This window comes from Streptomyces resistomycificus, from assembly GCF_001514265.1.
Lineage (GTDB): Bacteria > Actinomycetota > Actinomycetes > Streptomycetales > Streptomycetaceae > Streptomyces > Streptomyces resistomycificus.
Genome location: NZ_KQ948989.1, coordinates 376,842 through 400,826 on the forward strand (window position 1 = coordinate 376,842; position 23,985 = coordinate 400,826).

At 70.8% G+C, this 23,985-nt stretch carries 11 protein-coding genes; 6 read left to right on the plus strand and 5 right to left on the minus strand.

Annotation, left to right across the window (positions count from 1 at the left end):
- Nucleotides 1-26: 26 nt before the first annotated feature.
- The gene (locus tag AQJ84_RS06905; protein WP_053191621.1) at nt 27-6,308 is read right to left on the minus strand and encodes a protein kinase domain-containing protein; all 6,282 of its coding nucleotides are present in this window, start codon (nt 6,306-6,308) and stop codon (nt 27-29) included.
- 267 nt (nt 6,309-6,575) lie between these two features.
- Here AQJ84_RS06905 and AQJ84_RS06910 point away from each other — a divergent pair, with 267 nt between their 5' ends.
- From AQJ84_RS06910 to AQJ84_RS06930, 5 genes are all read left to right on the plus strand, one after another.
- A complete protein-coding gene (locus tag AQJ84_RS06910) occupies nt 6,576-8,129 on the plus strand; it encodes a TIGR02677 family protein (RefSeq protein WP_030037710.1) in 1,554 nt (517 codons plus the stop codon).
- Nucleotides 8,126-9,412 (plus strand): TIGR02678 family protein, encoded by a 1,287-nt coding sequence (locus AQJ84_RS06915; RefSeq protein WP_053191623.1) that lies wholly within the window; start codon nt 8,126-8,128, stop codon nt 9,410-9,412. Before AQJ84_RS06910 ends, AQJ84_RS06915 begins: the two co-directional genes overlap by 4 nt.
- Complete coding sequence (locus tag AQJ84_RS06920) at nt 9,409-13,557, plus strand: TIGR02680 family protein (RefSeq protein WP_053191625.1); 4,149 nt, start codon at nt 9,409-9,411, stop codon at nt 13,555-13,557. Before AQJ84_RS06915 ends, AQJ84_RS06920 begins: the two co-directional genes overlap by 4 nt.
- On the plus strand, nt 13,554-14,816 hold the full coding sequence (locus AQJ84_RS06925; protein WP_053191627.1) for a TIGR02679 family protein: 1,263 nt from the start codon (nt 13,554-13,556) through the stop codon (nt 14,814-14,816). Before AQJ84_RS06920 ends, AQJ84_RS06925 begins: the two co-directional genes overlap by 4 nt.
- Nucleotides 14,817-15,057: 241 nt before the next feature.
- Nucleotides 15,058-16,401, plus strand: a complete 1,344-nt coding sequence (locus tag AQJ84_RS06930) for an IS630 family transposase (RefSeq protein ID WP_164872978.1) — start codon at nt 15,058-15,060, stop codon at nt 16,399-16,401.
- 67 nt (nt 16,402-16,468) lie between these two features.
- Here the strand turns inward: AQJ84_RS06930 and exaC are convergent, their stop codons facing one another.
- The 4 genes from exaC to xylB all read right to left on the minus strand — a co-directional run bounded on the left by exaC (nt 16,469) and on the right by xylB (nt 22,517).
- Nucleotides 16,469-17,992, minus strand: coding sequence for an acetaldehyde dehydrogenase ExaC (exaC, locus tag AQJ84_RS06935; RefSeq protein ID WP_030037704.1), 1,524 nt, complete (start codon nt 17,990-17,992; stop codon nt 16,469-16,471).
- Between the two features lie 260 nt (nt 17,993-18,252).
- Nucleotides 18,253-19,530, minus strand: coding sequence for a GAF domain-containing protein (locus AQJ84_RS06940; RefSeq protein WP_030037703.1), 1,278 nt, complete (start codon nt 19,528-19,530; stop codon nt 18,253-18,255).
- Nucleotides 19,531-19,784: 254 nt separating this feature from the next.
- Nucleotides 19,785-20,993, minus strand: a complete 1,209-nt coding sequence (locus AQJ84_RS06945; RefSeq protein WP_030037702.1) for an ROK family transcriptional regulator — start codon at nt 20,991-20,993, stop codon at nt 19,785-19,787.
- Nucleotides 20,994-21,071: 78 nt separating this feature from the next.
- The gene (xylB, locus tag AQJ84_RS06950; protein WP_030037701.1) at nt 21,072-22,517 is read right to left on the minus strand and encodes a xylulokinase; all 1,446 of its coding nucleotides are present in this window, start codon (nt 22,515-22,517) and stop codon (nt 21,072-21,074) included.
- A 119-nt stretch (nt 22,518-22,636) separates the two neighbouring features.
- Between xylB and xylA the strand changes: the two genes are divergently transcribed.
- Entirely contained in the window at nt 22,637-23,803 is a 1,167-nt protein-coding gene (gene xylA, locus AQJ84_RS06955; RefSeq protein ID WP_030037700.1) for a xylose isomerase, read from the plus strand.
- The last annotated feature ends 182 nt before the right edge of the window (nt 23,804-23,985 follow it).

The window sequence follows — 23,985 nt, forward strand, 5'->3', positions numbered from 1 at the left end:
GATCGTCAAATCCTCTTGGTGGTCGGTCAGTTCGCGGCCGGAGAGCCGAAGTAGCGGGCGTGGGCATGGGCGATGGCGTCCCAGTCGGCGCCGTGCGGGAAGCGGACGACGTCCCAGGTGGCGTCGTACAGCCGCTCCTCGGCGTCGGCGTCGCGCAGGGCGCTCACCTCTGCCGCCGGGCCGTCCACGAACACGGCGACATTGGCGCCCGCCAGCCGGTAGACGAAGTCGGGTGCCGCGTTTGCTTCCGTCAGGAAGACGTCCTTCTCGTCAGGAAGACGCAGGCCTCGAGCCTTGGCCCAGCCCAGGAAGTCGCCCTGGGCTGCCAGTTCGCCGGCGGAGACTTCCACAGGCGTGGGCTCGGGGGCGTTGAGAAGCCGCCGGAACTGTTCCGAGCGGGACTCCCCCCGTGACTCCCGCTCCGCCGTGGCCGAAGCAAACCGGACCAGCAGGGCGGCCACCGTGCGCCGGTCGATCTGGGCGTGGTCGAGCTGATTGCCGTACGTGAGCAGGCAGTCGTAGCAGCCGCGCGCACAGGGGCGGTCGGGGCGGTGTTCCTTGCCGCCCTCGTCCTTGCCGTCCGCCGAGAAGTGGCAGATCTCCAGGGCGCGGCGGGCCGCCTTGGCGAGGGCGTCGTCCTCCGCCTGGAGACGGCGCAGGACACCCGCGCCACCTTCGGCGGCCTCCGTGAACAGGATGCGGCGCCGCGGGCCGTCGTCCGGCGGCAGCAGCTCGGCGGCCAACTCGGCGTCCTCCAGCTCGAACGCGTTCTCGATGCCACGCTCCAGCGCGTACATCAGGGTGAGCGCGATCGGCTCGGGCAGCGCCTCGTCGAGGGTGACGACGAGGATGTTGCGCCGGTCCTCGACGTAGGGGATGACCCGCTTCTTGCGGCGCCGCTCGTTGCCGTCGGAATCCACCAACGGCAGCTCGGCGGAGTCGCCGGACGCCTCGGCCGCGTCCTTGTCGTTCATCCAGCGGCCGTCGCCGAGGTCCAGCCAGTAGCCTGCCGGCTCGTCCCGCTTGGCGCGCACCCGGCCCGTGTTGGTGATGCGGACGGTCGCGGAGTCGCCGTAGGCGATCTTCGCGAGCTGACCTTCCGGATCGGCGATCGTCGCGTTGACGCGGCCCTTGCGGGCGCCGTGGTCATGGAAGCGGTACGACGTCTGGAGCCGGAAGCCAGCCCGGCGGCGCTCCTCCTCGTCGGAGGAGATCCGCTCACGGCGGCTCGTGTACACGGTGTGCAGATGCAGCAGGCCGTACGTGGCCGCGCCGAGCGGTTCCTTGCAGAAGTCGCAGCGATCCTCGCGTTCCTTGGGATCGTGGTGGTAGCCGCAGTGCGTGCAGCGGCGGGCCTCATCGGTGGTCAGCTCGCCGGAGGAGTCCGGTGGCAGCTGGACACGGGTCACCTGGTAGCGAGCGCCCTCGTGGTAGATGAGCGCACCGGGGCCGAACTCGCGAATGGCCATGAAGCGGGGACGCTGGAGGTAGTCGCCGTCACCGCGGCGACGGCCGATCGTCGGGATGTACGCGGCCAGCGGCAGGCGCGGGAAGCTGTAGCCGGGCAGGAAGCCCTCGGAGGCCAGATAGCGATACGGGTTGAAGTCCGAGAGGACCGATCTGCTGTCCGTGGTCTCGTTCCGCAGCAGGGCGAGCTGGTGTTCGGCGACATCACGGCGGCTCCGGGCGCGCTGCCGGTCACCTTCGGTGAGGCTGTAGTCGAGGCGCCGCTTGTTCTGGACGTACTGGTCGGTCAGCGCCGACCGGAACAGGTCGCGCCAGCGGTCGAAGGCTCGGTCGAAGCGCTCGGCGACGGTCCGAACCTTGTCGTCGATCCAGTCGTCGTGCCACCAGGTGGTGTCGGTGAAGTCGTCGATCAGCGGGGCGAGCACGCGCAGGGCCGCGTTCACCGTGCGCCGCCGGGCGTTCTCGTCCCGCGCGGCCAGCTGGATCTCGGACAGCAGGGGCAAGTCCGGGTCCGGGCGGTCGCCGGTGTCCGGGAACGTCACATCGAGTACTTCAGGGACGGAACGGCCCAGGCTCAGACCCGCCTCCGCGATCCAGATGCCCTGCAGGTGGGAGAGAACCAGGTCCTCGTTGGCCAGGTCGAGGCGCGGGGGTGCGACTGTACCCGCGACCATCCGCTCGGAGTTGCGGAAGTAGTACTGGTCGTGGCTGTTGCCCGTCGCGCAGTACGTCGTCACCAGGGCGGGCTGGCCACTGCGGCCCGCGCGGCCCGAACGCTGGGCGTAGTTGGCGGGCGTGGGCGGCACGTTGCGCATCATCACCGCGTTGAGCTCGGAGATGTCGACGCCCAGCTCCATCGTGGGGGAGCAGTAGAGCAGCTTCAACTCCGCTTCACGGAAGGCCTTTTCGCGTGCCTCGCGGTCCTCCGGCGACACCTGTGCCGTGTGCTCGCGGGCGTACAGGCCCGACAGGGCGTTGGCCGTCTCCCGGTACAGCGTGAGGAAGAACGTGTTGATGCGGGGGCCGTCACCGCTCTGGTACGTACGCGTCAGCGGGTCATGGGCGCCCGACTCGCCCTTGCCCGCCCGCCACACCAGCGACTGGGCGGCGACCCGGTATCCGGTCGCGGTACCGGACGATGCCCTGCGGTAGCGCCCGGCCCGCTGGGGCGCCGCCTCGACCTCCTTGACCAGGCTCGCCTTGGTCAACACCTTCAGCAGTTCGGTGATGATCAGCTGGATGTCGTCCGGGTCGAGGTGGCGGAAGGCGCGGTCCGCGCGCCGCAGGTACTTGCCGTACTTGCCGCGTGCCGACAGGAACAGGCTCGACCGGTCCATGCCGGGTCGCGACGGATGTGGGTAGGCGGTGCCCACCCGGGGCTTGTCCGCGGCGGACAGCATCCACGGGTCCACCAACCGTTCCTCGCTCGCCCGTTGCAGGGAGTCGAAGGCCTCGTCGCGGAAGTACGCCACGTCGATAGCCAGCGAGCGGCGCATCTCGTCCAGCAGCGTCCTCATCATCTCGGCCCGCAGCGCGGGGTCCGCATCGCACAGTGCCCGGTGCGTGCCCTCCCAGCGGTCCTGCTTGGCGGCGACCCAGTCGAGGTCCTCGTAGTCGATCTCCAGCAGGCCCGTCTGCTCCAGGTTGGGCATGGTGACGCGCCAGCCGCGCTCCAGGTCCAGGTAGAGGCGGAAGGCGACCACATCGCGCAGCGTGCGGGCCGCGTTGCGGGCGAGCGACGGCGGCAGGTCGCTGTCGCCCGTGTAGTCGACGGAGGAGACGGCCAGCGCGTTGGTCACGGCCGAGGCCAGTTCCTCGTGGTGCAGGCCGTCTTCGCCCGCCTCCAGCGCCGCCCGGTACAGGGCCCCACGCAACTGGGTGATCTGCACGAAGTCGTTGAAGTGGCCCGCCTGGAGGGAGGCGTCCTGCCGGTTGTCGACGAAGGTGAGGAGCTTGCGGGCCTTCTTGTCCAGGGCCTCCTCCGGCACCGACTTCAGCGAACGGACGATCGACGCGGAGACCAGCGAGGTCGCTGACGAACGGCCCTCCTGGTCCAGCGTCGCCAGCTTGGCGAAGTCCCGGCCGCGCGTCTGCTCGTACGCCACACCGCAGTGCAGACAGAACAGGAACGGCGACGGGATGAACGCCGCCTTCAGCTCGCCGCGGCCCTCATGGCCGAACGGGTCGACGGTGACGGCCTTCGGCACGCGGTCGCGATAGGCGCGCTTGACGACCTCCTGGCCCTTGTCGTCCAACTCCAGCCAGGACTCGGGCAGTCGCCGGTCGTCCACGGCGTACTGCACGCTGGACGGCCACTCCCGCTCGTGGTCGACGTAGAGGTAGCCGTCGCCCTGGCGGCCGCCGGTCGCCGAGGTGTCGCGCCGGGCCTCGTAGCGGACCTCGCCGTCCTTCTCGGTACGCCACACCGTGAGGTACTCCTGGCCGCACTCGCGGCAGAACGCCAGCGGCATCAGCAACTTGCCGCCGCTGCCCGGCTGTTCGAGCTGGTACGACCGGGTGAGGCCGCGGAGTTTCTTGTCCTCCAGGGTCACGTACACCGTGTCGCCCTTGGACAGGAACTGGTGCAGCCGGAACGCGAACAGGGGCCGCTCGGTACGCGGGTTGAGCGCCTGCGAGCCGGCTTCCAGTGTCTCGCGGATCGCCGTCGCGCACCTCTCCTCGTCCACTCCCGACAGCTCGTGCAGCTCCCGGGCGGCCACTTCGACCTGGGCGGGCGAGCGACGTACCAGACGGCCTGTGGCCGGGTCCTCGGCCAGCCCGAAGCGGTCCTCGATCCAGCGGGCCAGCGAGTCACGCACGAGGTCGTCGTAGGCGCGAGGGGCGGAGGAGACGAGGCGCTCGGCGGGGACGGTGGCGGGTGCCTCGTCGGTCGCGCGGACCAGGGTCTCGCCGATGATGCGCTCGGGCCGGACCGTCGTACCGAAGAGCGTGCTCGCGACCCGCGCGACCTCCTGCCGCTGATCCTCGAGCGTGCCCTCCGACGACATGGTGGCCGATGTGCCGATGCACTGGAGGTTCTCCGCCTGGCAGGCCTCGCGGACGCGGCGGATCAGCAGGGCGACGTCGGCGCCCTGGCGGCCGCGGTAGGTGTGCAGTTCGTCGAAGACGAGGAACTCCAGGCCGCGCGCCATGCGGATGAGGCTGTCCCGGTCGTTCGGGCGGGTCAGCATCAGTTCCAGCATGACGTAGTTGGTGAGGAGGATGTCCGGCGGGTTCCTGCGGATCTCGCGGCGCTTCTCGTCGTCTTCCTGGCCGGTGTACCGGGCGAAGGTGACGGGCTCCCTGCCGTCGCCGTAGCCGTCGTGGAGGAACTTCTTCAGCTCTTCCAGCTGGCTGTTGGCGAGCGCGTTCATCGGGTACACGATGATGGCCCGTACCCGCTTCTCGGCGTTCGGTCCCTCGGCGTCGCGCTGGTGCAGCACCCTGTTGACGATCGGCACGATGTAGGACAGCGACTTGCCGGAGCCGGTGCCGGTCGTCAGGACGTAGGAGGCGCCGGACGCGGCGGCGTCGATCGCGTCGCGCTGGTGCTGGTGCAGCCTGAGGGGACGGCCGTCGCAGACCGTGCCGTCCTTCGTCTTCCTCGCCTGGAAGATGCGGGCACACTCCGGGTGCAGCACCTTCTGCTGGGCGAGCTCGACCACGGAGCCGCCGCCCTGGAAGAACGGGTTGAGCGACAACCAGGGGTTCGGCCACTGGGACTTGTCATCGAGGTCCTTCGCGACGTACGCCTTGATGTGCTCATCGCGGATGACGGTGCCGCCCTCCGTGAAGGAGCGGTAGTCACGGATAAGCGTCTGGTGGACGTTGAAGACATCCATACCGGAGCCTGATGCGGTCGTCGGGGCCGACTGTCCTGAGGCGGGGACCGGTGCAGGAGCCGTCGCCCGCGGCTGCCGCGTCGGGTCAAGCTCGCCCCAGCCGGGGACGAGGCACGTTCCGTCGGCCGGTACGGCGAGGGGCAGCAGCGCGTCCCGCACGCTCACGGCGTCGGCCGGGCGGTCCGCGGGGTTCTTGGCCAGCAGCCGGTCCACGAGGCGGGCGAGCTCCGAAGGGATCTCGTCACGGATCCGGCGGAGGGGAGCCGGGTCATCGTGCACATGTCGCTCGGCCAGCTCGAACGCGGACTCGCTCGTGAACGGCGGAACGCCGACCAGCATCTCGTACAGCACACAGCCCAGCGCGTAGAGGTCGGCGGCCTGGGACACCTGCTTGGCCTGGCACTGTTCCGGGGCCATGTAGCGGGCCGTGCCCACGCTGACGCCGGTGCTGGTCAGGCGGGTCTGGTCCGGGTCGTCGACGATGCTGCCCATGCCGAAGTCCAGGACCTTGACGGTCCCGCCGCGCGTGAGCATGACGTTGGCCGGCTTCAGGTCCCGGTGGACCACGCCCTGAGCGTGAGCGGTGGCGAGCCCGCCTGCGATCTGGGCTGCGATGGCGGCTGCCCAGACGATCGGGAGCTGGGACTCTTCCTCGATGAGGTCACGTAGTGACCGGCCGTCCAGCAGCTCCATGGCCAGATAGGGCAGACCCTCGCGGTCCGCGGCAATTCCACCCGCGATGAGCCGGGTGATGTTGGGGTGGTGGTCGAGCCGGCGCATGATGGTCACTTCACGGGCGAAGCGTTCCACGGCCTTCGTGTCGCCGCCGGTGTCGATACGGATGCCGGTGCGGCGGCGGAGGATCGTCTTGACGGCGACCGTGCGCTCGGGAGTTCCTTCGGAAGCCTCGAGGTCCTCTGCCTGGTGGACCTCCCCCATGTTGCCTCTGCCGATCACACGCCCGATGCGGAATCTGCCGCCGACGAGCTCGTGGGTCACTGCTGCTCCTCTGCTCCGTGCCGCGCTCTCGGGGTTCCCCGGGTGAACGCGCCCCCCCTGCTGTGCTGCCGCGCGCCCCATCGTGTCAGAACAGACGGTGAGACAGTCATTACAGTACACGGATACTGGTGAGCCAGGTAAGTGTTTGCGTGTTGACTCTGTCAACAGAGCTGTGCAGTCTTGGTAACACGCCCCTGAATGTCGGCACCGCCCTCTACCGTGAGGATTCTGATGTCGCTCAGGCGGCCGGGGAGGAGTGCCGCAGGCATGCGCAGGGTTCCACCGGAGATGTTCCGGTTCACGACCGTGGACAGGTCCGACCTGTACGGGGCGGTGCTGGACGCCTTCGGCGTGGCCGGCGAGCATCTGGAGACGGCGCTGGGGCTCGACGCGGTGCGCGAACGGCTGCGTGGGGTGGGCTGGGCGGCGGTGGTCGAGGACGGCGAGCTGCATGAGGTGCTCAAGAAGCTCGTGCAGTGGGAGCTGCTGGACGTGGTGCACAACCATGCGGAGAACTACCGCACCGCCGAGGAGTACGAGCGCCGCAACTTGCAGTACTCGCTGACGCGCCGGGGTGAGGCCGCTCTCGCCGGGGTGCGGCACGCGCTTGAGGTGCTCGCCTCGACGGGCGCGCTCCAGACGGCCGTGCTGGAGGCGATCGCCGACCGGCTGGACGAACTGTGCCTGCTGTCCAGCGAGCCCTCCTCGGCCGATCGGCGGATCTTCAGCACGCTGCGGGAGCTGGAGGGGCATCTGGACGCTCTGATGGAGAACACCAAGGCGTTCAACGGCGAACTGCAGCGGCTCCTGCGCGCCGAGGGCGCGGATCTGGACGTGTTCCGCGAAGTGAAGGCCGCCACCGTGGCTTACCTGCAGGAATTCCTGGTCAACCTCGACCGGCGCGGGCAGGCGGTCGCCGCTGCCGTGGCGCGGGTGGAGGAGCGGGGGATCGCCGTGTTGCGCGAGCGGGCCCTGCGCGGGGCCGAGTTGCCGCCGGTGGCCGGTGCGGATCCCGCGGCCGGCTGGCTGGAGGGCCGGCGGGCGCGCTGGGCGGGCCTGCGGGCGTGGTTCCTGCCGGACGGCGGGGCGCGGCCTCGGATCGAGCAGCTGTACGACATAGCCCGGCGGGCCATCGTCTCGCTGCTCCAGGTCCTGGAGCGGATCAACGAGTCGCGGCGCCGCTCCTCCAGCGCGGTGCAGGACTTCCGGGAGCTGGCGCGCTGGTTCGCGGCGGCTCCCGCGGAGGAGGATCTGCACCGGCTCTGGTCGGCGGCCTTCGGGCTCGGCCCGGCCCGCCACGCTCATCTCGGCCACCCCGACCCGGAGTTGATCCCGTCGTCCCATTCCTGGTCCGAGGCCCCGCCGGTGGAGGTGTCGGCGCTGCTGCGGACCAGCGGGCGGACGGAGCGCTTCACCCGCACGGGCAAGGTGCGGGACGTCGCCGCGGTCAGGGCCGAGCGCGCCGAGCGGGCCCGCGCGGAGCGAGCGGAACTCGCTCGTGCCTGGCAGGAGCTGGAGACGGACGGACCCGTGCGTCTGTCGTCCTTCGGCGCGTTGGATCCCGCTGTCTTCGACCGGTTGCTCGACCTGCTGGGCCGGGCGCTGTCCGCCACGCCGGACGCGGGTGGCCTGCGGCGCGCCACTACAGGGGACGGCCGGGTGGAGATCGCGCTGGCGCCGCCACCGGACGCGCGCACCGCCGTACTGCGCACCACGAAGGGCTCACTGACCGGACCGGACTACGTCGTCCACATCACGGAGGCGGGCGGGGCGCGTGTCTCTCCAGCCCTCCGCTCAGCGCCGGAGGAGGCAGCCGGATGAGCACGCTCGCAAACCAACTGGCCGCCGCGGAACGGGAGGAGGTCGCGCGCGCCATCCGTCTCCTGCTGGCCCACCCACTGCTGACCGCCACCGCCGACCCGGCCGGCTTCGAACTCGTACGACGCCGACGCGAACCGCTGGCCCAGTGGTTCGACTACACCTGCGGCTGGAGCCTGGTCGTGGAGCCCCGCCGCGGCTACGCCCGCCTCGCCAAAGTCCGCGCGAACCCGGACGGCTCCCGCCCGCCCCGCAGGGCGCGTTCCGGCCGGGCTCCGTTCGACCGTCGGCGTTATGTCCTGCTGTGCCTGACCGCAGCTGAGTTGCTGTCGATGCCGATGACGACCATCGGTATGCTCGCCGACCGCGTCGTACAGGCCACGGCGGCCGACCCCGCGCTGGCCGCGTTCGACCCGGTCCACCGGCCGGAGCGGATGGCATTCGTCGATGTCCTGAAACTGCTGGAGTCGTACGACGTGTTGGGCGCCGTGGACGGGACGACCGAGACATACGTCGAGTCCGCGGAGGCGAAGGTCCTCTACCGCGTGGACACCACGCTGCTGATGCGGCTGCCCGCCGCGCCCGTCGGCGCCTCCCAGCTCGCCACGCCCCTGGACGAGGTGCCCGCGCGGTTTGAGGAACTCCTCACAGGCCTTGTGCGGGAGCGCCGATACGGCGGTGCACTCGGCGACCAGCTGTCCGACGAGACCGCCGCCACGGACGCACAACGCAACCTGAGGCTGCGCCACTCGGTGCTGCGACGCCTCTTCGACGACCCCGTTCTGTACCGGGCCGACCTTGCCGAGGACGAGCTCGCGTACGTGACCTCCCTTACCGGACGGCAGATCCTGCGCCGGTCGGTCGAACAGGCAGGCTTCCTCCTGGAGGAGCGGGCCGAGGGCTTCCTGCTCGTGGACCCGGACGGGATCGCCACCGATGTCCGCCTTCCCGACGACACCTCCACCGCGCGGGTCGCCGCGCTGCTCCTTCTGGAGCCACTGTGCGCCGCGCCCGCCGGCCTGCTGCCCGAACAGCTCGCCAAAGCCGGAGCGGATCTGCTGCGCCGATTTCCGCGCTGGGCCAAGGCCTATCAGTCCGAGGAGGGTGCGGCCCGGCTGACCGACGACGCCGTACGCGTACTGCGGGACGTCGGTCTCGCCCGCAGGACCTCAGGGCGTGTCGTCGCGTGCCCGGCCGCGTACCGCTACCGCCTGACGCAGACGATGAGTTCGGATCCGGCCTTCGATGCCGTCGCCGTAGAAGTCGTAGAAGGAGACCAGCAGTGAGCGTGACGGAGCTTCCCCTCCCGCGACGGCCGGAGCCCACTGGCTCGACCAGGACAGCGGCGACGGCGGCATCAGCAGGGGATACCGGCGGCCACCGCTGGCAGCCGTACCGCGCGGGGATCCTCAACGTCTGGCGCTACTACGACGAGACCTTCACCTTCCACCAGGGCCGTCTGCTGTTGCGCGGCCAGAACGGGTCGGGCAAGTCCAAGGCCTTGGAATTGCTGCTGCCCTTCCTCTTCGACGCCAGCCTTCGCCCCAACCGTCTGTCCACGTTCGGCGGGTCGGAGCGCACCATGCACTGGAACCTGCTGGGTGAAGGCGCCTCGGGCAAGACCCGCGTCGGGTACGTATGGATGGAGTTCCGTCGCGTCGGCGACGACGGCACCGAGCACTGGTTCGGCTGCGGGGCGCGTCTGCAGGCCAGCGTGCACACCAGCGGCGCGCACGCCGACTACTTCACCACCGGCTCCCGGATCGGCCACGCCGACGGTGTCCAGCTCGTCAACGAGGCGGGACAGCCGCTGACCCGCGCCGCACTCGCGGATGCCCTCGGTGACCGTGGCCACATGCACTCCTCGGCCACCGACTACCGAGCCGCCGTACGACGTGAACTCTTCGGCGGCATGACGGAGCAGCGTTACGAGTCGCTGCTGTCCGCCCTGCTTCAGCTGCGCCAGCCCAAACTGTCCGAGCGGCTCGACCCGTCCCTGCTCTCCACCCTGCTGTCCCGTGCCCTGCCACCACTGGGCGAAGGCGAGATCGCCGAACTCGCCGAGGGTTTCGAGCGCCTGGACCGGCAGCGTGAACATCTCAAGCGGCTCGACGACGAAGTCACGGCGGCCGAAACCGTCGCATCGCGGCAACGCGCCTACGCGAGGCGGGTGCTGCGAGCCGGCTCCGCCGCGCTGATCTCGGCGACCACCGAGATGGACAACCTCACCCGCGTCGCCCGTCAGAGCGCCGACGATCTCGAACAGGCGTTGGCGCAACGCGAGTCCGCCCGGACACAGCGGGAGGAACTGGAACTGCGCGCACACTCCCTCGACGAGACCGTCGAAGGGCTGCGCGAGCGCGACGCCTACAAGCAGGGTGCGGAACTGGACCGGCTTCGACGCCGTACCGAGGGTGCGGCAGCCGCCGCCGGTCGGCAGCGGGCCTCGGCCCAGGCCGCTCAGGTCGGCGCGGAGGAGGACCAGAGACACGCCGAGGAGGCCGCAGGGCGAGCCCGAACACTCGACGGACACGCGCGCGAGGCCGCCGAGGAGGCACGCCGGCCGGCTCGGGCAGCGGGCATGGAGTCCATCCATCATGAGGTCAGAGTGATCCTCGACGAGGAACTCGGGGTGGCCCTCCCTGACAGGGCGGGGCCTGGCAAGGATTCCGGCGTCACACGCGCGGCGGGCGAGAACGGTGCCCGACGAGCCCGTCGGCTGCTCCGCGGCGCGGTCACCGCCCGACGGCAGCAAGTCACCCTCGTCAACGAGGCGATCGACGAGCACGATCGTGCGGTACGCGCCCGGGGCGCCGCCGAGGATCTGCTGGATGATGCCCGTACCCGGCTCGCAGAGGCGATCGCCCGACGGGACGAGGCGTCCGGAGCCTGGGAAGACGTCCTTGCCGTACAGGCGGAACGGCTGCTCACCTGGGCCGAAGGCTGCATGGAGCTGCGCATCGCCGATCCCGGGGAATTGGCGGCCAGAGCCGCGGCCGAGGCCGAGGTGACGGCCCTGATCGAAGCCGCCGCCCGCCCCTTGGAACGGGAGATCGGCACGGCGGAGGCCACCGCCCGAGCCGTACGCCAGGACCTGAGGGACGAGCGGAGCCGACTTGAGGCGGAGGTGCGACGGCTCAGTGGAGAGACCGACCTCCCGCCTCTGTCCCCGCCCACCCGTACCACGGTCCGCACGACGACGGCGGGAGCACCACTGTGGCGGCTGGTCGCCTTCCGCGAGGATGTTCCCCCGCCCGTCCAGGCAGCGGTGGAGGCGGCGCTGGAGGCATCGGGCCTGCTGGATGCCTGGGTCAGCCCCTACGACGGGATCAAGCTGCCGGGCCACGACACCCGCGCCGAGGCAGCCCTGGCGGTGACCGCGCAGGGACCCAGCCTGCTGGACGTGCTCAGGCCGGAGGAGGACATACCCGTCCCGGCCAACACCGTGACCCGCATCCTCGCCGGTGTCGCGTACGGCACCACGCTTCCCGGCGGTCACCCCGCGGCCGTCTCCGCCGACGGCGCCTGGCGTCTCGCCCTCGCCACCGGGACGTGGAGCAAGCCGGAACCGGCTCACATCGGTGCCCTTGCACGACAGCGGGCCCGGCAGCGCAGGATCGGTGAACTGACCGACCTCATCACCGAGACGAACGCCTCCCTCGCCGGGCTCGACGACCAGCTGCGCGGCCTCGATGCTCGCCGTGCCCAGCTGGACGCCGACCGCGCCGCCCGTCCCGACCACCGGGAACTCGACGCCCGCCGACGCGGCTGGGACCTGGCCGAGGCGAAGGCGGCCGCGCGAGACGACGCCGTGCGTGATGCCGCCGGGCATCTCGCACGATGCGAGAGCGCGGCGGCAGGCGCTCTGCGCACGCTCAGCCGCCGGGCCGCGGAACACGGATTGGCCACCGACCGTGAGCGGTTGCGTGCTCTCTCCGCCGACATCGACAGGTTCCGGGACGCCGCCGACAGCTGGGTGGACGCCCTGCTCGCGACCACTGCCGCTGCCGACGGGGCCCATCAGCTGGCCGCGCAGGCAGACCGTTCCCGCCGGGCTGCCGAGAAACAAGCGAATGAGGCGGCTGCCGCCGAAGCGGAGGCGGCGGGTCTCACAGCGCGCCTGGCGGCGGTGGAAGCCACCGTGGGCGAGGACTACCGGCAGATCGTCGCACGCGTCGCCGAGGCTCGCGCAGAACTGCGACGCTGCCGAGAGGAAGCCGGCCGGGCCGCCGATCTCCTGCTGCGGCTGGAAGGACGTATCGGAGGACTACGGGCCACCAGTGCTCAGGACGCCGCTATACGGGAGCAGGCCGTCGCGACACGGGACGGCGCGGCACACCGGTTCCGGCACTTGTGCCTGGTCGGGCTGGCCGAGGACGCAGGCATCACACCGGAACTCGACGCCGAGGGCGGCACCAAAGCCACCCTGGAGGCCGCCCGTGCCACAGCGGCCACCTGGCCCGCCGTGCCGCACGCATCCCGCAACCTCGGCGACGCCGCGACCCGTCTCTCGGAAGCGGTCCACGAGGCCCGTCAGCGCCTCGGTGCCCGTGCCGACCTGGAGATGGAACCCGACGACGACATCCAGCTCTTCACCGCCACCCTCGACGGCGTGCGCGTAGGCGCGACGGGCCTGCTCACCACGCTCACCCAGGAGCGCGACCGCGGTCGCGACGACATCACCACCGCGGAGCGACGCCTCTTCGACCAGATCCTCACCGGCGACATCCGCCGACACCTCGCAGCCCGTATCCGCCAGGCCGGCGAACTCGTCGACCGCATGAACGGGCACCTGGAGCGGGTGCGTACCGCTTCCAACGTCGCCGTCCAGCTTGTCTGGGACGTCCGACCCGATCTCCCGGACGGCACCCGCACCGCCCGACAGTTGCTACTCAAGGACCCTGGCCGGGTCAACGAGACCGATCGGGAAGCCCTGCACGCCTTCTTCCGCGCCCGGATCGAGGAGGCCAAGGGCAGCGACACGGCCGCGAGCTGGGAGGAACAGCTCGGTGAAGTGCTCGACTACACCGCCTGGCACCGCTTCACCGTCCGCCTGGACCGGGCCAACGGCAGCGGATGGCAACCGCTGACCAAGAAGCTGCACGGCGCGCTCTCCGGCGGAGAGAAGGCCATCGCACTGCACCTGCCGCTGTTCGCCGCCGTCGCCGCCCACTACGAAGCCGTGCCCCGGGCACCCCGGCCGATTCTGCTGGACGAGGTCTTCGTCGGTGTCGACACCGTCAACCGTGGACAGGTCTTCGGCCTGCTCGCCGCCCTCGACCTGGACCTCATGGTCACGTCGGACCACGAGTGGTGCACCTACGGCGAACTGCCCGGCATCGCCGTCCATCAACTCCTCACCGACGGGGGCGACGACGCTGTCACCAGCGCCCGCTTCGTCTGGAACGGCACCGAGCTGGAGGCGGGATGACCCACCCGGAACCGGTCCCGGGCGAACGCGCCCTGCGGCGCCCCGAACTCGGCCCGCTCTGGCAAACGGTCCACATCCGCCTCTCGTCCGGCCGTCCCGTCACCCGGGTGCGCCTCGGGCCGCTCGACGACGCCCAGCGCGAGGCCCTCGCCGACCTCCTCGGCCTGGACCGGCTACCGTCCTCTCACCCGTGGGTCCCGCTCGCCCACTTGGAAGAGGCCGTCACCGAGTTGTCCGGCCGCACGGTGCGCGACATAGTCACCGAACTCGTCGGACCTCTCGGCGACCGGGCGGGAGAACTGCGCCGCCAGGAGGGAGAACGCGCCGAACTGTGGACCTGGCTGGCCGGTCACGCCACCGTGCGGGCTCAGCCGGTGCTCTCCGACTGGGCTGCCTCTTGCCGGGCCACCGGCCTGATCGCAGGCTCGGCGGGACGCACCCGATCCCTGCTCACAGACGCGCTCACCGTGCTCGCGGAACTTCCCGCCCAGGCGGAGCCACTGCCCGTCTTCGCTGCCCGGGTCCTGGGCGGACACGCGCACGCACTTGACGACGGTACGCCCTTGTCCCACTACGTCCTGCGTGCCTTGACGATCCTGTACGACACCGCACCGCCGCAGTCCTCAGCGGACCGGCGAGCCCTGTGGACCCGTGCAGGTGTCGCCGACGATGACCTGTCAGCAACCGTTCTCGTCGGTGGACTTCGTCCCGTCGGCGACGGCACGGTCGCCTGTGTGGCTCGCGTCTGTGCCGAGGCCGGACAGGCCGCCAGCCTGACGCTCGCCCAACTGCGGTCTCCGGGCGAGTTCTCCCTCGCAGCGCACCCCGCACCAGTCGTGCATGTCACGGAGAACCCCAGCATCCTGGCTCTCGCCGTACGCCGTTTCGGCGCGGACTCTCCGCCGCTCGTCTGCACATCCGGTTGGCCCAACAGTGCGGCGATCCAGCTTCTGCGCATGCTCGCGGACCACGGAGCCGCTCTCCGCTACCACGGCGACTTCGACGGCGAAGGCATCCGCATCGCTGCGTACGTCTTGGACAAGACACCGGCGCACCCCTGGCGCATGACGGCAGCCGACTACCGTACGGCGGTCGTCCGCCACCCACTCGGCCCTCAGGCCGGGCGCATCACCGAAGCACCGTGGGATGCCGAGTTGGCCCAGGCCATGACAGACCACGGCTCCGCCGTGGTCGAGGAACTGGTGGCCGCTGAACTCTTGGAAGACCTTGCTGCCGAGGCTGTGGCAACGCTGCTTTGACCGGCCACGACACTCCTTCGACTGCGACGTCAACGCGTCCGGCTCGGACGGGCCGTGGTGCCCCGGACTCACAACGAGCTGCACTACACGTTTCTTGGTCCGTGACTGGTCCGAAAGATCCGTCTGGCGCATCGGTATTTCGGAGGAGCGGGTTGATCGGGGCGCTCTGAGACGCAAGGGAAATGAGGGTGCCTAGTGTCATGCGCCAGAAATCCTCGGGGTTAGTAAGTACCCTGTCGTCATGTCGCATTCGGGGCCTTCTGCTGTGGCGATCACGTTGTCCGAGGCCGAGCGCGCCGAGTTGGTGCGCCGGACGGAAATGCCGCACCGGCGCTCGGCCGAGAAGGCCCGCATCATCTTGGCGTGTGCTGACGGCCTGTCAAACGCGGGTGTCGCAGGGCTCATCGGTGTCCAGGCCAAGACGGTCGGCAAGTGGCGTCGGGCTTTCGCCGCACAGCGGATGGCTGGGCTTGAGGACGCCGGCTGGATTGGCCGGCCGAAGGCCGACCTGATCCTCAACGATGCTGAGCGCAGGCAGCTGCAGCAGTGGGCTCGGCAGGCCAAGACCGCCCAGTTCCTCGCGTTACGGGCCAAGATCGTGCTGCGCTGCGCGGAGGGCGGGACGAACCAGCAGGCCGCGGCCGACCTCGGCATCGACAGGTCGACCGTGGACCGCTGGCGGGACCGGTTCATCGCGAAACGCCTCGACGGCCTGCAGGACGAGCCGCGCTCGGGCCGGCCGCCCTCGATCCTCCTCGACCAGGTCGAGGAGGTCGTCGTGGCCACCCTGGAGTCGGTCCCGGGCCGAGACACGCACTGGTCCCGGGCCTCGATGGCCCAGCGCACCGGCCTGTCCAAGTCGACGATCGGGCGCATCTGGAAACGGTTCGACCTCAAGCCTCACCTGCAGGATTCCTTCAAACTGTCCACCGATCCACAGTTCGTCGCCAAGGTCGTCGACGTTGTCGGCCTGTACCACCACCCGCCCGAGAAGGCGGTCGTGCTCTGCGTGGACGAGAAGAGCCAGATCCAGGCGCTGGACCGGTCTCAGCCGGTGCTGCCGATGATGCCGGGCATGCCCGAACGCCGCACCCACGACTATCTGAGGCGCGGCATCACCAGCCTGTTCGCCGCCTTCAACATCGCCGATGGCACCGTCATATCGGCACTGCACCGCCGCCACCGGGCGATCGAGTTCAAGAAGTTCCTGATCCGGATCGACAAGGCGGTGCCCGCCGGCCTCGACGTGCACCTCGTCTGCGACAACTACGCCACCCACAACACCGCCGACATCAGGACGTGGCTCGGCAAACACCCCCGCTTCCACGTCCATTTCACCCCCACCGGCTCCTCGTGGATGAACCAGGTGGAGCGATGGTTCGGCCTGCTGACCGACAAGCTCATCCGCCGCGGCGTCCACACTTCCGTGAAGGCGCTGGAGGACGACATCACTGCGTGGATCGACACCTGGAACGAGAACCCGCGGCCCGTCACCTGGACCAAGACAGCCGACGAGATCCTCAACTCCCTCGCCGACTATCTCACCAAAGTCGGAACCACCAGCCAGAAAACCGAGCAGAACTAACCCCCAGGATTTCTGGCGCATGACACTAGCTGGTGAATTCACCAGCTAGGCACCCATTTCAAGCGGCCTAGAAGAAGCCCAGCTTCTTCGGCGAGTACGAGACCAACAAGTTCTTCGTCTGCTGGTAGTGCTCCAGCATCATCTTGTGCGTCTCGCGACCGATCCCGGACTGCTTGTAGCCGCCGAACGCCGCGTGGGCCGGGTAGGCGTGGTAGCAGTTGGTCCAGACGCGGCCGGCCTGGATCGCCCTGCCCGCGCGGTACGCCGTGTTGATGTCCCGCGTCCACACGCCCGCGCCGAGGCCGTACAGCGTGTCGTTGGCGATCTTCATCGCGTCGTCGAAGTCGTCGAAGGAGGTCACCGCGACCACCGGCCCGAAGATCTCCTCCTGGAAGACACGCATGCGGTTGTCGCCCTCGAAGATGGTCGGCTGGACGTAGTAGCCGCCCTTCAACTCGCCGTCGTGCTCGATGCGTTCACCACCGGTGAGAACCCTCGCGCCCTCCTGCCGGCCGATGTCCATATAGGAAAGGATCTTCTCCAGCTGGTCGTTGGACGCCTGGGCGCCGATCATCGTGTCCGTGTCGAGGGGATGGCCGGGCCGGATCAGTTCGGTGCGGGCGACAGCAGCCTCCAGGAACTCGGCGTAGTGGCCGCGCTGGACGAGGGCCCTCGACGGACAGGTGCACACCTCGCCCTGGTTGAGGGCGAACATCGTGAAGCCTTCGAGCGCCTTGTCGCGGAAGTCGTCGTCCTTCGCCCACACGTCGTCGAAGAAGAGGTTGGGCGACTTGCCGCCGAGCTCCAGGGTGACCGGTTTGATGTTCTCCGAGGCGTACTGCATGATCAGCCGCCCTGTCGTGGTCTCGCCCGTGAACGCGACCTTCGCCACCCTCGGACTCGACGCGAGCGGCTTGCCGGCCTCCGCGCCGAATCCGTTGACGATGTTCACCACGCCCGGCGGCAGCAGATCGGCGATCAGGCTCATCCAGTAGTGGATGGAGGCCGGGGTCTGCTCGGCGGGCTTGATCACGACCGCGTTGCCCGCCGCCAGTGCCGGGGCGAGCTTCCAGGTCGCCATCAGGATGGGGAAGTTCCACGGGATGATCTGCGCCACGACGCCGAGCGGTTCGTGGAAGTGGTACGCCACCGTGTCGTCGTCGACCTCGCCGAGCGAACCCTCCTGCGCGCGGATCGCGCCCGCGAAGTAGCGGAAGTGGTCGACGGCGAGCGGGATGTCGGCGGCCAGCGTCTCGCGCACCGGCTTACCGTTCTCCCAGCTCTCCGCCACCGCCAGGGGCTCGAGGTGGGCCTCCATCCGGTCGGCGATCCTGAGCAGGATGGCGGAGCGCTCGGTCACCGACGTGCGACCCCAGCCGGGTGCCGCCGCGTGCGCCGCGTCCAGGGCCCGCTCCACGTCCTCCGCGGTGCCACGGGCGACCTCCGTGAACGGCTGCCCGTTCACCGGCGACGGGTTCTCGAAGTACTGACCGCGGGCCGGCGGCACGTACTCGCCGCCGATGAAGTGGTCATAGCGCGCCTGGTAGGAGACGATCGCGCCCTCGGTCCCCGGCGCCGCGTAACGGGTCATACTGGTCGGCCTCCTTCAGAAGCGCTGCCCGCCGTTGGACAGCTCTCGGCGCGAGGCTAGGGAGCGGGAGGTTGCACCTACGTTGCGCGAACGAGACCTGGGAATCGGGGGGCGTCGCGGGCGTCGGTCGCGGACGTGACGGACGGCCGGTCGCGGCTACGAAGCCCTCGGTCGTCGTCGTGAAAGCCTCTTCTCCGCTGCGAACGACCTTCCCTCGCCGCCTCGAAGACCCCCGGTCGCAGCGCTGAAGACGCCGACGGTCAGCGTCCCGGCCGACGCGACCAGGCGAGAGGTGCCGCCAGCTCCGACTCAAGCGCGAGCAGGCGAGCCCGGATCGTCGCCGTCGGACGCGTCGCCGCCAGCGCCCGCCACACGTCGACGTCGTCCTCGCCCCAGGGAGTGTGCACCCAGTCCGCCAGCAGGTCGGGGTCGCGCCGCGCGATCAGCGCCGTACGCAGTCCGTCGGCCAGGCGGCGTCTGAGCCGGACCACCGAGGGGGCCTGCGAGCCGGGCAGCAGGGGCCCGGCGTACGCGGTGGCGGCCGCCATGACCGCGCCCGACTCCAACCGCCGCTCCACCACGGCTACATCGGAGTCGACCGGAACGGTGAGCCGGTACGGCCGCGACGCCAGCAGACCCGGACCGAGCACCCGGCGCAACCGGGCCAGCTCCGCGCGCAGCGTCACCGGCGTCACCGACTCGTCCTCGTACAGCGCACACAGCAACTCGTCGCCGGTCAGCCCTTCCGGATGGCGGGCCAGCAGCACGAGGATCTCGCTGTGTCTGCGGCTGAGCCTGATCCTGTGTCCGCCGGACAGCAGCCGCGCCTCGTCCCGGCCCAGCGCGGTCAGTTCGGCCGCGCCGGTGGCGGGCTGCTCGGGGCTGAGCAGCGCCAGCTGGGACTCGGCGGCCCGCGCGACGGCCTGCACGAACCCCAGACTGTGCGGATGCGCGAGCCCGTCCCCACCCGTGATGTCCACGGCACCGAGCACCCGCCCGGAGCGCGGGTCGTGCACCGGCGCTGCCGCGCACGTCCAGGGCTGCACCCGCCGTATGAAGTGCTCGGCCGCGAACACCTGCACCGGCCGGTCGACCGCGACCGCGGTGCCCGGTGCGTTCGTCCCCACGGCGGTCTCCGCCCACCGCGCCCCCGGCACGAAGTTCATCCGCCCCGCCCGCGCACGCGTGGCCGGATGCCCCTCCACCCACAGCAGCCTGCCGTGCGCGTCGCACACCGCGAGCAGGTGCTCGCCGTCGGCGGCGAACGTGCCCAGCAGCTCACGGAACAGCGGCATCACCCGCGCCAGCGGGTGCTCGGCACGGTAGGACCCGAGGTCACCGTCCATGAGCTCGACGTCCGCGGTCCCGTCGGGGCCGACGCCGGCCCGCGCGGAGCGCCGCCACGAGTCGGCCACCACCGGGCGGACCGGCCGCGGCACCGTGCCCACCTCGGTGAACGTCTCGTGCGCCCGACGCAGCATCCGTACGTGCTCGGCAGGGTCGGCCCCCGGTTCCAGGGCCACCCATGGATCGGTCAACTCAGCCTCCCCGAAAGGCGATGGGCTTGCGGACATCGTTACTCCGGGTGCGCGCCCGGACAACAGTTTCGACCGCCCTGACCCCGACGGTGCGATCCGGACCCGGCCAGGCGAGGCTGATCAGTCCCAGGTGGCGCGCCCAGGAATCACGGTACGGCGCCGACTGGTGGGGCGGAGTGGCGCTCCGCGCTTCGGTGGACGACGGCCCGACTGTGGACAACTTGCTCACCCGGGAGGGTGAAGTCGGCCCGCGATCAGGCCCGTTCGGCCACGCCCGCCGGGTCGTCGAGGACGGCCCGCACCACCGAGTGGGCGGCTCCGAGCAACGGCCCCTCGGGACCCAACCGGGACACCGAGACAGGACACGCCGGCCCCGCCGTACGCCGGGCCAGCTCCTCGCTGAGGGACGGCAGCAGCCACGGCGCGAGCCCGGCCAGCGCGCCGCCCAGCACGACCCCCTCCGGGTCCAGCAGGTTCACCGCACCGGTCAGCGCTATCCCGAGGGCCTCTCCCGCCTCGCGCAGCGCCCGCCGTACGTCCTCGTCGCCGTCGGCGGCGCGCCCCGCGAGCAACCCGACGCGATCCTCGCCCGGCTCCAGACCGGCCGCCCGCAGCACCGCCTCCTCGCCGGCGTACTGCTCGAGACACCCGCGCCCGCCACACGCGCAGTCCGGCCCGTCCGGCCGCACGGGGACGTGTCCGAGCTCGCCCGCGAAGCCACGTGTTCCGTGCAGCAGCCTCCCGTCCACCACGACCGCCGCGCCGATGCCGATCTCCGCCGAGACATGCAGGAAGTCGCGCGGGGTGCCCTCGCCCAGCCAGAGTTCGGCCAGCGCACCGAAGTTGGCCTCATTGCCCACGGCCAGCGGGAAGTCGGTGGGCAGCAGGGCACCGAGATCCGTGTCGTGCCAGTCGAGGTTCGGGGCGCGGACGACGGTACGCGCGTCGCGTGCCACCAGTCCGGGCACGGCGACCGCGAGTCCCGCGGCCCACAGGCCCTCGGCCTCCGCCTCGTCGACGACCCGGCGTACCAGTGCGGCGAGTTCGCCGACCGCCGGTTGTGGGGAACGGCCGCGGTTCGTGCCGTACCGGACGGCCTTGGCCCTGACCTCCCCGCGCAGGTCGACCGCGCAGACCGCGAGGTGGTCCACGCCGATCTCGGCGCCGATCCCGGCGGGGCCGTGCCCGCTGACGGCGAGTGCCGACCCCGGTCGGCCCACCCGGCCGGGCCGCTCGGGACCCAGTTCCTCCAGCAGTCCCGAGCGTATGAGTTCGTCGACCAGGGTCGACACCGCGGCACGGGTCAGGCCGATGCGGGAGGCGACGGCGGCACGGGACAGTGGTCCCTCGGAGCTGACGGTGTGCATCACCCGGGAGAGGTTGCGGCGGCGCATGCCCTGCTGGGTGTCGGGCAGCGCGCGGCCGGGTCCGGCCGGTCGGGCCTCGTGCGGGGGTGCGGTCATGCCTCCGTCCGTCCTTCGTCGGGGTCGGCCGACGGGCACCGGTCGGTGCCGGGGGTGCCGTCGGCGGAAAGGGTGCCGTCAGTGGATCTCCGTCCCCCGATCCAGCAGCGGCGCCGCGTCGGAGAGTACCCCGGCGATCCTGGCCAGCGTCGCCTCGTCCCGCTGCACGGCCTCCAGCACCGGGCCCGCGGCCGTGTTCCAGCGCCGGGCGACCGCCGCCGGGTCCTCGCCGGTCAGCAGGCCGGCCGCCTGGGCCGCCGCGCCGAGCGCGACCAGTTCCCTGGCCTCGGGCACCTGGACGGGGCGCCCCGACAGCCGCCGTACGGTCTCCTGCCAGGCCGTGCCCCGGGCACCGCCGCCGATCAGCAGCAGCGGGGCCGAGCGGTCCGCGTCCTCGTCGAGGACCAGATCGAGCGCGCCGAGCAGCGAGTGGACGGCGCCGTCGTAAGCGGCCTGCAGGAGCTGGCCGCCGGTCGTGTCGTGACGCAGCCCGTGCAGCAACCCGGAAGCGTTCGGCAGGGCAGGGGTGCGTTCGCCGTCCAGGTAGGGGAGGAGGGTGACGCCGGTGGAGGGTTCGACGGCCTCGCGGTCCAGTCCCAGCAGGGCCGCCACCCGGTCCACGGCGAGGGTGCAGTTCAGGGTGCAGGCCAGGGGCAGCCAGTCGCCGTGGGCGTCGGCGAAGCCCGCCACGGTGCCGGTCGGATCGGCGGGGCGCCGCTTCGACACGGCGTACACCGTGCCCGACGTGCCGAGGCTCATCACCGGTGTACCGGGGCGCAGCCCCAGGCCCAGCGCGGCGGCCGCGTTGTCACCGGTGCCGGGGGCCACCAGGGTGCCCTTGGCGAAGGGCAGGCCGTGCCCGTCGCGCACGGTGCCGGCCACCTCGCCGGGCCGCACCACCCGGGGCAGCAGGGCGGGGTCCAGTCCGACGTGGGCGAGGATCTCCGTGTCGTACGACTCCGTTCCCGACGCCCACCAGCCCGTCCCGGAGACGTCGCCGCGGTCGGTGGTGCCCTGACCGGTGAGGCGCTCGGTGAGGTAGTCGTGGGGGAGGCGTACCGCCTTGGTGGCCCGGACGGCCTCCGGCTCGTGCTCGGCCAGCCACGCCCACTTGGTGACCGTGAACGAGGCGGCCGGGACGGAGCCGGTGCGGTCGGCCCAGAACTTCGCCCCGCCCAGTTCCTCGGTCAGGCGGCGGGCCTGGGGAGCCGAGCGCACGTCGTTCCACAGCAGGGCCGGACGCACCGGCTCGCCCCGCGCGTCCAGGGTGACGAGACCGTGCTGCTGCCCGCCGATCGACACCGCGGCCGCCTCACGAGCCGCGTCGCCGCACTGGCGCAGAGCCTCACACAGGGCGTCCCACCACTGGCGCGGGTCGCTCTCGCGGCCCGCGCCGGAGGACACGGTGTGCGGGGCCTGGCCGCTCGCGACGACCTGCCCGGTCGCCGCGTCGACGACGAGCGCCTTCGTGGACTGCGTGGACGTGTCCACGCCGACGACGAGTGGACCCTCGGCTGCTGACATCGGGCTCTCCCTAAGTTTTTTCCGCGGCTCTGCAGGGTCTGTCTTCCCAGAGATGCGTTCGCATACTAATTTGTAAACGGCCATGACGAAATAGTTTCCGCACGACAAGGAGCCGCGGCATGAACTACCAGCCCACCCCCGAGGACAGGTTCACCTTCGGACTGTGGACCGTCGGCTGGCAGGGAAGGGACCCGTTCGGCGACGCCACGCGGCGTGCCCTGGACCCGGTCGAGTCGGTGCAGCGCCTGGCCGAGCTCGGTGCCCACGGCGTGACGTTCCACGACGACGACCTGATCCCCTTCGGCGCCTCGGACAGTGCGCGCGAGGGGCACATCAAGCGCTTCCGTGAGGCCCTCGACGCGACCGGCATGAAGGTGCCGATGGCCACCACCAACCTCTTCACGCACCCGGTCTTCAAGGACGGCGCGTTCACCGCCAACGACCGCGACGTGCGCCGCTACGCCCTGCGCAAGACGATCCGCAACATCGACCTGGCCGCCGAGCTCGGCGCCCGGACGTACGTTGCCTGGGGCGGCCGTGAGGGTGCGGAGTCCGGCGCCGCCAAGGACGTACGCGTCGCCCTGGACCGCATGAAGGAGGCCTTCGACCTCCTCGGCGAGTACGTGACCGAGCAGGGCTACGACCTGCGCTTCGCCATCGAGCCCAAGCCGAACGAGCCGCGCGGCGACATCCTGCTGCCCACGGTCGGCCACGCGCTGGCGTTCATCGAGCGCCTGGAGCGCCCCGAGCTGTACGGCGTCAACCCGGAGGTGGGCCACGAGCAGATGGCCGGCCTGAACTTCCCGCACGGCATCGCTCAGGCCCTGTGGGCGGGCAAGCTCTTCCACATCGACCTCAACGGCCAGTCCGGCATCAAGTACGACCAGGACCTGCGCTTCGGCGCCGGCGACCTGCGCTCCGCCTTCTGGCTGGTCGATCTCCTGGAGAGCGCCGGTTACGACGGCCCCCTCCACTTCGACTTCAAGCCGCCGAGGACCGAGGACCTCGACGGCGTGTGGGCGTCGGCAGCGGGCTGCATGCGCAACTACCTGATCCTCAAGGAGCGCGCCGCCGCGTTCCGGGCCGACCCGGAGGTCCAGGAGGCCCTGCGTGCCTCGCGTCTGGACGAGCTGGCCCAGCCCACCGCGGCCGACGGCCTGAAGTCCCTCCTCGCGGACCGCACCGCGTTCGAGGACTTCGACGTGGAGTCGGCCGCCGCGCGCGGGATGGCCTTCGAGCGACTCGACCAGCTGGCCATGGACCACCTGCTGGGGGCACGCGGCTGAAGGCACGCGCGCGTGCGCTCGGCTTTCGCGTGACCTCGGCACTGGGTCTCCCGAGCGGCCTGAGGGGGTTCGCGACGGACGTGAGCAGCTGCTCGACCGGCCTGAGCGGAGTTCTCGACCGGCGTGGGCAGCCTCGCGACCGGCCTCCGTGCGGAATGTTCCGGAATCATGTGCTCCAAGGC